Here is an 11,573-nt window from a genome sequence, read left to right as displayed (position 1 = left end):
TCGGATAGGAGCGTGCTGGCTTCATCCGCTTACGATAGCCGCGAAAGCCTCAAGTTCATAACACGCTCTAGTGCCGTCTCGCCGGCCACAATTTCATAGTTGACCGCGCCGTTATAGCCGTTGACGTTGCGCACCTTTATCGGCACGTTCGGCAATCCGAACGTTTTTTCGTAAGTGGCGATGTCGCTGTTCAGGAAGCCGCCTTGCTCGAAGATGGCCAGCGTTTCCGATTTGCCCGGCGCCAGTTGAGTGGGAATGTTATAGGCCTTGCGCAGGTCCTGCGGACTGAAACCGCCATTGGGGCCACTGCCTACGTTCTCGGGAACTGCGCGCAGGCCGTGCGCGATACGTTCCTGGTTCATGGCTGTGCGCGTCGCCGGATCGGTCGGTGCGTGGATGGCCAGCGTTGCTAAGCGGTCGGCGTCGTGCAGCCCGACGATGCCGCCGACGTGGCCGACGAGTTCGCTGGGTAACTGCGGTTGCTGATCGGCCGAAAAGAAGGCTTTACCTTTCTGATCCTCATAGCGGTTGAAGTTCACCCCAAGCTGCTTGGAGAAGGTGTCGGCGGGCGCGCTCACGGTGATCAGCGAACCTGCGCCGCCGATACTCTTGATCCGCATGCCATGCGCTTTGGCGTAAGCCTTGACCGCATCGATGTCGCTCTGGCGCGCGCCGAAGCGCTTAGCGAATTCGCTGGGAGTGAGGTAGTGCCCGTACAGTGGATCGCCTGGTTGCGAGACGCGCATCGCGTAGTCGTAAGCGCCAGCGCCGTCCTTCAACGGCAGTGTCATCACCAGATTGATCGCTGTGCTGGGTGCCAATGCACTGAGCTTTTTTGCACTTTGTAACTGCTTGGGCAGAGTGGCCAACTCCGGTGTGGTGGTCTGGTTTTGCTGTGGCGTGGCGATCGCGTTGGCGGAGAGTGCAGCCAGGAAAGCTAGATACAGAGAGAAGTTGCGGAACAGAGGGACATCTTTTTTCATGCGGAAGTGCCTTCGTTTAGGAGGGACTACGAATCGCATTGCCGCAACGGCGCTCACGCACACGCCGCAGCACCGGCAGGCCGGGATGCGAGGACATGGATAAGAGGGAGAAGAGTCTCGACGACTCGGTTGCGAGTATAGGTCTGCGACTGTCCGTACCGTAGACAAATGGCGTTGGAGTGGAGCGCGTATGCGCCGCGAAATACCGCACGAAATGCGCGTGTCACTAGCGTTTGACGTTGCGTATCGGCATGTCGCATGTCGTGTTGCCATGGCCTGCTTTGAGCGCGCCATGGCATTTTTTCACGCGATTTTTCGCGCCTTATCGTGTTGGTTTTTAGCTGGCTTCGCCACGGACTTGCGCGCGTGCTTGCTGAGTCAGCCCCTTCATCTGTTCGCGAAGGGTGTATCGCGACATCGGGATTGCCCCCAGATAGATCGCCTCCTCGCGCAGCGCGGCGGGCATGGCGTCGTGCGCGTTGTGGTACTGACAACGCGTTCCGTGCCGGCTGGATGGCACGCAGCCGCGATGACCAGCAGATGCAGCGGTTGACCGCGATACGTGGGATCGATCTGCGCCCAGGCAGCGATCCGTTTTGATGGATGAAATGTGCCGGATAAGATCCGGGCCACGAAGGGCCCGGACCGGCTTGCTGCAATGTCAGTTCTTCGCCGTCCTGGCGACTGCCGCTTCGCTTACCTTCGCCCCGCCTTTGTTGATGGAGGCGATCAGGAATTGGTAGATCGTGTCGGGCGTGAAGCCTTGCAGTGTGGATTGTGTGTCACGGGTGACCGTATACGAGATGATTTCGCCGGTGTTGTAGTTATACGCGATGACCAAGTAGCCGGTCGCGTTGGTCGCAGGGTCCCATTGCACCGTGCTGGTCGTCTTGGTGGTGCTGACCTTGATGCCGCGCACCTGACTTGGCGATGGCGTGCTGCTGTCGTTGCCTTCCAGTAGTGAGCTGAACAATATCGACGAGGACACAATCGAACCCAAGCCGCTGGTGTTGTCGTAACCAATGCCTGCGGAAAATCCGGCCACGCCGTTGAACAGGCTGGCGTTGCCGTTGCTGCCATCGAGGATATCGCGGGTGATCGTGGACATGTTGCCGCTGGCGTTGCTGTAAAGGAACGGATTGGCGAAGCCGATCCGGCCCATTTGCACGTATTGATGTGCCTGGTTGGCGATGGTCATGAAGCTGGCCCAGATCGGTGCCGAGACGCTGGTGCCGCCAACGTTCATCCAGCCGCCTTCCAGTCCGGAGTAGATCGCCACCCCCGTGCTTGGGCTGGCCACAGCGGCCACGTCAGGGAAATTGCGCAGCGTGGACGAACCGCCGTTTGCCGTGGCGATCGAGACCTTGGTGATTGTGCCGGGCCTTCCGCCGTCGCCGCGAATCATTTGGTAATCGGGGATTGGCCAGTAGCTGCTGAAGCCGCCGCCGGTCGCACCCAATCCGATACCGAGCAGATTCCAGGTTTCTTCGCCCAGATAGCTGCCATCCTGTCGCGTGAACAGCGTGGTGCCGCCCACGGAGGTGACCAGCGGTTGGGTACCCGGATCCTCGCTGTGCCGGCCAATGCCGAGCCGCGCGTAAGCACCTTGGTCGCCGGCACTGACGTAGACGCCCTGACCTTGCGCCACCATCTGTGTCAGGACCTGGCCTTCGGCAGCCATTGCTTGAGTGCCAATCATTTCCTCATCTATTCCGTAGGAAATGCTGACGGTCTGCGCCGTATTGTCGTCGGCCATCGCGCCCAATGCCGCCAGCAACGCTGTCGGGAACGCGTCGTCGCCATCCTCGTAGACTTGGATCTGCTGCAACTGCGGGTTCACCGCGATCGCCATGTCGATGTCCAGCGCTGCCTCGCCAGCGATGCTTGGATCGTTGACCGCACCGCCGTAGCCGTTGACGCTGCGTACCTTGATCGGCACGTTCGGCAGCTTGAACATTTTTTCGTAAGTGGTGATGTCGCTGCTCAGGAAGCCGCCTAGCTCGAAGATGGCCAGCGTTTCCGACTTGCCCGGTGCCAGTTGGTTGGGAATCTTATAAGCCTTGCGGATATCCTGCGGGCTGAAGCCGCCATTGGGGCCATGCCCGACGTCCTGGGGAATGGCTTGCAGGCCGCGCGCGGCGCGATCCTGGTTCATGGCGGCGCGTGCGGCTGGATCGGTGGGTGAGTGGATGGCCAGCGTTGCCGAGCGGTTGGCGTCGTCCAGCCCGACGATGCCACCGACATGGCCGACCAATTCACTGGGTAACTGCGGTTGCTGATCGGCCGAAAAGAAGGTCTTGCCGTCTTTATCCTGATAGCGGTCGAAGTTCACCCCGAGCTGCTTGGAGAAAGTGCCAGCCGACGCGCTCACGGTGATCAGCGAACCTGCGCCGCCGATACCCTTGATCTGCATGCCATAAGCTTGCGCGTATGCTTTGACCGCATCGATATCGCTCTGGCGCGCGCCGAAGCGCTTAGCGAATTCGCTGGAAGTGAGGTAGTGCCCGTACAGTGGATCGCCTGGTTGCGAGACGTGCATCGCGTAGTCGTAAGCGCCAGCGCCGTCCTTCAACGGCAGTATCATCACCAGGTTGATCGCTGTGCTGGGTGCCAATCCACTGAGCTTTTTTGCACTTTGTAACTGCTTGGGCAGAGTGGTCAACTCCGGTGTGATGGTCTGGTTTTGCGGTGGCGTGGCGATCGCGTTGGCGGAGAGTGCACCACCCAGGAAAGCTAGATACAGGGAGAAGTGGCGCAACACAGGGACATCTTTTTTCATGCGGAAGTGCCTTCGTTTTAGGAGGGACTACGAATCGCATTGCCGCAACGGCGCTCACGCACACGCCGCAGCACCGGCAGGCCGGGATGCGAGGACATGGATAAGAGGGAGAAGAGTCTCGGCGACTCGGTTTCGAGTATAGGTCTGCGACTGTCGTTACCGTAGACAAATGGCGGGGCGGCTTCGGCAGCGTGTGCACAGCGAAATAGTGCTGGAATGCCCGTGTAACTGGCGTTTGACGTTGCACATAAGCTGTTGCATGCCACGTTGTTGTGGCGCGCTTGGAGCACGCCATGGCATTTTTTCACGCGATTTTTCGCGTCTTATCGTGTTGGTTTTTAGCGGGCCTCGCCACGGACTTGCGCGCGTGCTTGCTGAGTCAGCACCTTCATCCATCTGTTCGCGAAGGGTGTATCGCGACATCGGGATTGCCCCCAGACAGATCGCCTCCTCGCGCAGCGCGGCGGGCATGGCGTCGTGCGCGTTGTGATATTGACAACGCGTTTCGTGCCGGCTGGATGGCACGCAGCCGCGATGACCAGCAGATGCAGCGGTTGGCCGCGATACGTGGGATCGATCTACGCCCAGGCAGCGACCCGTTTTGATCGATGGAATATGACGGATAAGATCCGGGCCGCGAACGGCCCGGACTCACCTTGCATGGACGTCAGTTCTTGGCCGTCTTGGCGATTACTGCTGAGCTCACACCTGAGCCGCCTTTGTTCAAGGAGACGACTAAGAATTCATAGGCCGTGTCGGGGGTAAAGCCTTGCAGTGTGGATTGCGTGCTGCGGCTGATCGCATACGAGACGATGTTACCGACATTGTAGTCATACGCGACGATCAAGTAGCCGGTTGCGTTGGGCGCAGGGCTCCATTGCACCGTGCTGGTCGTCTTGGTGGTGCTGACGCTGACGCCGCGCGCCGGATCTGGCGGTGTCGTGCTGCTGTCTTTGCTATCCATGAGTGCGCTGAACAAGAGAGATGAGGGCGCAATCGAACCCAGGCCGCTCGTGTTGTCGTAACCCATGCCTGCGGAAAATCCGGCCACGCCGTTGAACAGGCTGGCGTTGCCGTTACTGCCATCGAGGATATCGTGGGTGATCGAGGATATGTTGCCGTTGACCTCGCTGTAAAAGAACGGATTGGCGAAACCGATCTTGCCCATCGCCAAGTACTGATGTGCCTGGTTGGCAATGGTCATGAAGCTGGCCCAGATCGGCGCCGAGACGCTGGTGCCGCCAAGGTTGACCCAGCCACCTTCCAGTTCGGAGTAGATCGCCACCCCCGTGCTTGGGCTGGCCACAGCGGCCACGTCAGGAAAATTGCGCAGCGTGGACGAACCGCCGTTTGCCGTGGCGATCGAGACCTTGTTGATGCTGCCGGGCGTCCCGCCGAGGCTGCTGCGGACCATCTGGTAATCGGGGATTGGCCAGTAGCTGCTGACACCGCCGCCGGTCGCCCCCAATCCGATGCCGAGCAGATTCCAGGTTTCTTCGCCCAGATAGCTGCCATCCTGTCGCGTGAGCAGCGTGGTGCCGCCCACCGAGGTGACCAGCGGTTGGGTGCCCGGATCCTCGCCGTGCAGGCCATTGCCGAGCCGCCCGTAAGCACCTTGGTCGCCGGCACTGGCGTAGACGCCCTGACCTTGCGCCGCCATTTGTGTCAGCACCTGGCCTTCCGCAGCCAGTGCCTGAGTGCCCATCAGCGCTTCATCCAGGCCGTAGGAAATGCTGACCGTCTGCGCCGTATTGTCGTCTGCCATTGCGCCCAATGCCGTCAGCAGCGCCGTCGGGTACGCGTCGTCGCCTTCCTCGTAGACTTGGATTTGCTGCAACTGCGGATTCACCGCGATGGCCATGTCGATGTCCAATGCCGCCTCCATGGACACCAGTGGGTTGTTGACCGCTCCGGCATAGCCGTTGACGTTGCGCACTTTCACCGGCACGTTCGGCAGTTTGAACGTCTTCTCGTAAGTGGCGATGTCGCTGCTCAGGAAGCCGCCTTGCTCGAAGATGGCCAGGGTTTCCGACTTGCCCGGCGCCAGTTGAGTGGGAATGCTATAGGCCTTGCGGATGTCTTGTGGGCTTAAGCCGCCATTGGGGCCATGCCCGGAATCCTGGGTAGAGGCTTGCAAATTGTGCGCGGCGCGTTGCTGATTCATGGCAGCGCGTGTGGCCGGATCGGTGGGCGCTTTGATGGCCAGTGTTGCATAGCGGTTGGCGTCGTGCAGTCCAACGATGCCACCGACATGGCCGACCAATTCACTGGGTAATTGCGGTTGCTGATCGGCCGAGAAGAATGTCTTGCCGTCCTGATCCTGATAGCGGTCGAAGTTCACCCCGAGCTGCTTGGAGAAGGTGTCGGCGGGCGCGCTCACGGTGATCAGCGAACCTGCGCCGCCGATACTTTTGATCTGTATGCCATGGGCTTGAGCGTATGCTTTGACCGCATCGATGTCGCTCTGGCGCGCGCCGAAGCGCGTAGCGAATTCGCTGGGAGTGAGGTAGTGCCCGTACAGTGGATCGCCTGGTTGGGAGACGTGCATCGCGTAGTCGTAAGCGCCAGCACCGTCCTTCAACGGCAGTGTCATCACCAGATTGATCGCTGTGCTGGGTGCCAGTGCGCTGAGCTTTTTTGCACTTTGTAACTGCTTGGGCAGCGTGGCCAACTCCGGTGTGGCGGTCTGGTTGTGCTGTGGCGCGGCGATCGCGTTGGCGGAAAGGGTAGTTAGCAATGCCAGAAATAGGGGGAAATGGCGGAGCAGGGCGACATCTTTTTTCATGCGGAAGTGCCTTCGTTTTAGGAGGGACTACGAATCGCATTGCCGGAACGGCGTTCACGCACACGCCGCAGCACCGGCAGGCCGGGATGCGAGGACATGGATAAAAGTGTGAAGAGTCTCGGCGACTCGGTTTCGAGTATAGGTCTGCGCCTGTCGATGCTGTAGACAAATGGCGTGGTGGCTGGAGCGCGTATGCGCCGCGGAATACCGCACGAAATGCGCGTATCACTGGCGTTTGACGTTGCGTATCGGCATGTCGCGTGCCGTGTTGCCGTAGCCTGCTTTGAGCGGGACATGGCATTTTTTCACGTGATTTTTCGCGTTTTATCGCGATGGTTCTCAGTTGGCCTCGTCACGGACTTGCGCGCGGGCTTGGTGAATCAGCCCCTTCATCTGTGCGTGAAGGGGGTATCGCGACATTGGCATTGCACCCAGGCAGATATTTTCCTCGCGCAGCGTAGCCGCGATGTCCTCAGTGCGTACCCGCTAGGGTGTTCTGCAAGGCGTGGCTTGGAATAGCGAGTGACGCCGTCATTGCATGGAGTTGGTCCAACGCATCGTCGAGAACGATGCTCCCCCAGCGCTGGTCGCGTCAGGGATGCACCGCATCGTCGATGTCGATCACCATCGCGTCTGTTCAGAGGTGGGGTTGGCTGTCGTGCGGATGCACTTCGCCGGTGGTGTTGCTCGCTGTTGCGTCTGTGCCTGCAACCGCATGCGCATCGTGCGTGGCCCCAGCCTGGTCGTCATCGCCGCGCTGTGTGTTGTCTTGCTCGGCAAACTCGGCGACCAACGCGTCGAGGTACTCGGCTGCGGTCTTGCTTTCCGCTGCGGCCAGCACGTCGATCATCTGTTGCAACTGCGTCGAATAGTCGAGGGTGATGTTTTTGCCTTCCTGCTCCTGCACGTTGGCCAGATGCTTGAGCATCGCCAGCATCGGCACCGGGTTGTCGGCGTTGCCCATGGTCTGTCCACCGACCGCCAGTAACCACTGTCGGCCTTGCAGGCCGATTGCGGCCAGCACGCGACCATTCTCGTCCTGTAATACGGCGTGGTTGGCGATGGGCTGCTCGCGATCCAGGCGGGTGAAGGCGCGCGGCGGCTGCTGCTTCTTGCGCTTATCGCGCTTGGCTTTGGAGGTTTTGGACACGGTGAGTCTCGTCTGCGAAGTCGCGTCCATTGTAAACACCGTCGTGCGGACCATCCCAACGCAGTGGCTACCGATCATGACGCCGTCGATGAAACTCCTGCCGGGTCAGGGTTGGGCGGCGGTTTCCGTCTTTGTCACCGTGACGGTGCCGTTGATCGTGCGCAGCGCGTCGCGGGCGGCCGCCGCGGCGACTTCCGGCGAGGTGGTACGAGGCGATGCGGTTTGCACTTGCGGTTTGGCCGCTGTCGTGGGTGCCGCCGCAGGCGTCGCGGCTGGCAGTGTGGCGGGTGCTGCGGCGGGCACTGCGGCGGGGATGGTCGCGGCCGCACTCATGTCCGGTACTTTGGTGTCGGCATCGGTTTGCAATTTGCCAAGAGCGAGGCTGTGGCCGGTGTCGGTGCTCGCGGCTTCTTCCGCATCTTTGGTCATCACCACGATGCTGATGCGACGGTTGATGGGATTGTTCGGCACCTGCTTGTCGAACAGCACCGACGAGGACAATCCGACCACGCGCGAAACTTTGTCTTCGCTCATGCCGCCAGTGACCAGTTCGCGTCGCGCGGCGTTGGCGCGGTCGGCGCTGAGTTCCCAGTTGCTGTAGCCGTTCTTGCCGCTGTATTGGGTGACGTCGGTGTGGCCGGTGATGCTGATGTGGTTGGGGACCTGGTTGATGAATCCGGATAGCTCGTGGAGGATGCTGCGGGTATAGGGCTTGAGTAGCGCACTGCCGAGATCGAACATTGGACGGTTTTCCTTGTCCACGATCTGGATGCGCAGCCCGTCCGGAGTCAGGTCCAGCAGCAACTGGTCTTTGAACGGTTCCAGTGCTTGACTCTTGTCGATGGCCTCTTTCATTTCCTGCATCAGCGATTCCAGACGCTGTTTTTCTTTTTCGCGTTGTGAGCTCTTGCTGTCGTCGCCCTTCAAACTCTTGCTACCGAACGGATCCTTGTTGTTGCCACGCTGCAACTCCCCGGAGCCGCCGAGTTTGATCATCGAGGTGCTGGCGCCGCCGGGCCCGGCCATGCCGGGGCTTGGCGCCGGGCTCTTGCCGACCAGTGGACTGGGATTGCGAAAATACTCGGAGATCGCCGCCCGCTGTTCCTTGGTGGTGGCCGCGACCAGCCACAGCACCAGGAAGAACGCCATCATTGCGGTCACGAAGTCGGCATAGGCCACTTTCCACGCGCCACCGTGGTGTCCACCGCCCTGGACCTTCTTGACCCGACGGATGATAACGGTGGATTTGGTCTCGGCCATGACCGCGTTACTTGATCGTCTTCAGATGCGACTCGAAGTCGGCGAAACTCGGACGCACGTTGGTTGGCAGCGTTTTGCGCGCGAATTCCAGTGCGATCTTCGGGTTGTAGCCGCGCAGGCAGGCCAGCAGCGCGGTCTTCACCGATTCGTAGATGCGCCCGTCCTGTTCGGCGCGCGCTTCCATCGCTGCCGACAGCGGCGAAACGAAACCATACGCCATCAAGATGCCGAGGAAGGTGCCGACCAACGCAGCACCGACGTGGTGGCCGATCTCCTCGATCGGGCCGCCGATGGACCCCATCGTGATTACGATGCCCAGCACCGCAGCGACGATGCCGAAGCCTGGTAGACCATCGGACACCTTGCTCAGCGCGTGCGCCGGTGCCAGTGCCTCGTGGTGGTGCTTTTCTAGTTCCAGTTCCAGCAACGGTTCCAGTTCGTGTGGTTCGATGTTGCTACCGATCATCAGCCGCAGACAGTCGGTGATGAAGTCGAGCAGGTGATGGTCGGCCAGCACTTTCGGATAATTGCCGAAAATCGCGCTGGAGGCGGGGTTCTCGACATGGTCTTCCAGCGCCATGAAGCCATCGCGCCGTGCCTTGTTCAACAGCTCGTAGATGAGGGTGAGGGTGCCGCGATAGTCGTCGGCTTTGTACTGCGGCCCTTTGAACACGCCGACGATGCCGCCAAGGGTTTCCTTGACGATCTTGCCTGGCGTACTGACCAGGAACGCGCCCAACGCCGAACCGCCGATGATCATCAGCTCGTAGGGCTGCCACAGCGCGCCGAGTTTGCCGTGCGAGAGCACGTAACCACCGACGACACTGACAAGGACGACGATGAAGCCAACGATAATGAGCATGGCAGGGGAGCCTGCGGACCGAAACGGGGATACCCTATTGTCGGCTTGGCGGCGTGTTTCTGAAGCTGCGACCGATGACCGAAGCGGGGCCGAGCTAGGATGCGGGGCGCTGTTGGCCCCTTGTATATTCGCTGATGTGGTTGTTCAGCCGATCGCGCCACTGCCCTGGCGGACGCATTTGAGTGTCTCTCCCGGCCCGGATAACGTCAGCCTGGCTTGGTCAGGCAGGGGCTGCCAGAATGTGTTGCCGAGTGCATCGGCGTAGCGCGCTCCCGGTTCGGTCCCGGTCCCGGCACGGTGCAGATCCAGGCTGATGCCGCGCACCCGTAGGGCCAGGCGCTCGCCGGTCGCGTCGAGTGCGGCGGGGACGAGTTCCTCGCCGCAGCGCCATTGCACTGGCAGGACGTCGGACTGCCGTTCGACCGCGGTGGCCGCTGGCGCGGTGGTCGCTGCGGACCCTGCCGGCCTGCCCTGCGGCGATGTTGTCGTGCGCTGGCAGGCGCTCAGAGGCAGCAAAAAAAGCGCCAGAAAGAGAGTGAAACGGCGTGACGCGCGCATGTTGGTTCTCCTGTGGGGCGGCGGCGTCGTGAATCAGGCGGGTTCGGTCTCTGCCCCGCCACGGTGCAACGGATTGGGCAGTGCCTGGCCCTGCTCGGTGAACTGGAGCGAGACAGAATTCAGACAGTGACGTTCGCCGCTGGGGGGCGGACCGTCCGGAAACACATGGCCGAGATGGCTATCACAGCGTGCGCAGACGATCTCGGTGCGGATCATGCCGTGGCTGGTGTCGCGCACCTCACGCACGTGGTCCGGGTGGTAAGGCGCGAAGAAGCTGGGCCAGCCCGTGCCGGAGTCGAACTTGGCGCTGGAGCGGAACAGCGGTAGTCCGCACAGTCTGCAGGTGTAGACGCCATCGAGCTTGTTGTCCAGGAACGCGCCGCAGAACGGCGCTTCGGTGCCATGTTGCAACAGGACCCGCCTGGCTTCGGTATCGAGTCCGGCGATCAGGTGCTCGCGTTCGGCGGCGCTGAGGGGCGTGAGGTCGAAGTGGCGCATGGCATATCCCGTGGTGGGGTGTGAGTGCAAAATGATGTGGGCTGTCGATAGGGGATCAAGCTGCGGCCGTTGGCGACGACGGGCTGCCCAACGGCGACGGGCACTGCATTCGTTCTCGGGCGAAGAAGGCCGGTGCTTTTTTAACAGCGATACGTCCTCGCGTAGCCGCTGGTGCTCACGCTCCAATCCACGGATGCGTTCTGCTCCAGCGTCAGCGGCCGCCCTGGTCCTTAGCTGGGCGGTTTGCTCGGCCCGGTACTGGGCCAGCCAGCGGCGCACGGCGCTATCGACCAGATCCAGGTCGCGCCACACTTGGCCCATGCTGAAGCCATCGCCGCCGATCATGTGCACCACCTGCCGCTTGAAGGTTGCTACGCGGGCGGAAATTCACGTCGTGTTCGGTGCCCGTTGGTGAGGATCGTCCGCGATCGAGATGTCCACGAGAATTAAACTAAGACAGTTTCATTTTCATTGTGGAATCACTGACAGGGTGATGCGATCGCGTCTGCAAGCGTTGCGCTCGGTCCATCGCCGATATTGTTTGACGCTGATAGTTAATGATTGACTTGCTGTCAAGCGTGTTAAACAATGAGGCGCGCTTTGCATTGGCACCTGTTGGACTGGAGTTTAGAGCGTGTTATGAACTTTGAAGTAGAGACGTTGCATTTCCAAGCATGAGCATTGAGAAGACGACGAAG

General features: G+C 60.8%; 9 protein-coding genes. All 9 read right to left on the bottom strand.

Features of this window, described 5'->3' with window-relative positions; translation table 11 throughout:
* Positions 1–29 precede the first annotated feature (29 nt).
* Positions 30–983 carry a protease pro-enzyme activation domain-containing protein gene (locus XALGPE39_RS13725; RefSeq protein WP_045729229.1) on the bottom strand — a complete coding sequence of 318 codons (954 nt, stop codon included), beginning with the start codon at positions 981–983 and terminating at the stop codon, positions 30–32.
* A 337-nt stretch (positions 984–1,320) separates the two neighbouring features.
* Positions 1,321–1,449 carry a hypothetical protein gene (locus XALGPE39_RS16600; RefSeq protein WP_255352745.1) on the bottom strand — a complete coding sequence of 43 codons (129 nt, stop codon included), beginning with the start codon at positions 1,447–1,449 and terminating at the stop codon, positions 1,321–1,323.
* 195 nt (positions 1,450–1,644) lie between these two features.
* Complete coding sequence (locus XALGPE39_RS13715) at positions 1,645–3,762, bottom strand: protease pro-enzyme activation domain-containing protein (protein ID WP_045728660.1); 2,118 nt, start codon at positions 3,760–3,762, stop codon at positions 1,645–1,647.
* Positions 3,763–4,429: 667 nt separating this feature from the next.
* Complete coding sequence (locus tag XALGPE39_RS13710) at positions 4,430–6,547, bottom strand: protease pro-enzyme activation domain-containing protein (protein ID WP_045728659.1); 2,118 nt, start codon at positions 6,545–6,547, stop codon at positions 4,430–4,432.
* A gap of 637 nt (positions 6,548–7,184) precedes the next feature.
* A complete protein-coding gene (locus tag XALGPE39_RS13705; protein WP_045729228.1) occupies positions 7,185–7,697 on the bottom strand; it encodes a hypothetical protein in 513 nt (170 codons plus the stop codon).
* 105 nt (positions 7,698–7,802) lie between these two features.
* Positions 7,803–8,957 (bottom strand): flagellar motor protein MotB, encoded by a 1,155-nt coding sequence (motB, locus tag XALGPE39_RS13700; protein WP_045728658.1) that lies wholly within the window; start codon positions 8,955–8,957, stop codon positions 7,803–7,805.
* Positions 8,958–8,964: 7 nt separating this feature from the next.
* On the bottom strand, positions 8,965–9,819 hold the full coding sequence (motA, locus tag XALGPE39_RS13695; protein WP_045728657.1) for a flagellar motor stator protein MotA: 855 nt from the start codon (positions 9,817–9,819) through the stop codon (positions 8,965–8,967).
* A 144-nt stretch (positions 9,820–9,963) separates the two neighbouring features.
* Complete coding sequence (locus tag XALGPE39_RS13690) at positions 9,964–10,377, bottom strand: hypothetical protein (RefSeq protein WP_052690083.1); 414 nt, start codon at positions 10,375–10,377, stop codon at positions 9,964–9,966.
* Between the two features lie 33 nt (positions 10,378–10,410).
* Positions 10,411–10,875, bottom strand: a complete 465-nt coding sequence (gene msrB, locus XALGPE39_RS13685; protein WP_045729226.1) for a peptide-methionine (R)-S-oxide reductase MsrB — start codon at positions 10,873–10,875, stop codon at positions 10,411–10,413.
* Positions 10,876–11,573: the final 698 nt, after the last annotated feature.

Origin of the sequence: Xanthomonas sp. GPE 39 (genome assembly GCF_000963005.1) — a bacterium.
Classification (GTDB): domain Bacteria; phylum Pseudomonadota; class Gammaproteobacteria; order Xanthomonadales; family Xanthomonadaceae; genus Xanthomonas_A.
Note: the sequence above shows the minus strand (reverse complement) of the source record. Positions and strands in the feature narration are given on the sequence as shown.

Bases quoted from the DNA above. Each gene is read 5' to 3' on its own strand.
- XALGPE39_RS13725 (WP_045729229.1), bottom strand. From the start codon at position 983: ATGAAAAAAGATGTCCCTCTGTTCCGCAACTTCTCTCTGTATCTAGCT.
- XALGPE39_RS16600 (WP_255352745.1), bottom strand. From the start codon at position 1,449: ATGCCCGCCGCGCTGCGCGAGGAGGCGATCTATCTGGGGGCAATCCCG.
- XALGPE39_RS13715 (WP_045728660.1), bottom strand. From the start codon at position 3,762: ATGAAAAAAGATGTCCCTGTGTTGCGCCACTTCTCCCTGTATCTAGCT.
- XALGPE39_RS13710 (WP_045728659.1), bottom strand. From the start codon at position 6,547: ATGAAAAAAGATGTCGCCCTGCTCCGCCATTTCCCCCTATTTCTGGCA.
- motB (WP_045728658.1), bottom strand. From the start codon at position 8,957: ATGGCCGAGACCAAATCCACCGTTATCATCCGTCGGGTCAAGAAGGTC.
- motA (WP_045728657.1), bottom strand. From the start codon at position 9,819: ATGCTCATTATCGTTGGCTTCATCGTCGTCCTTGTCAGTGTCGTCGGT.
- XALGPE39_RS13690 (WP_052690083.1), bottom strand. From the start codon at position 10,377: ATGCGCGCGTCACGCCGTTTCACTCTCTTTCTGGCGCTTTTTTTGCTG.
- msrB (WP_045729226.1), bottom strand. From the start codon at position 10,875: ATGCGCCACTTCGACCTCACGCCCCTCAGCGCCGCCGAACGCGAGCAC.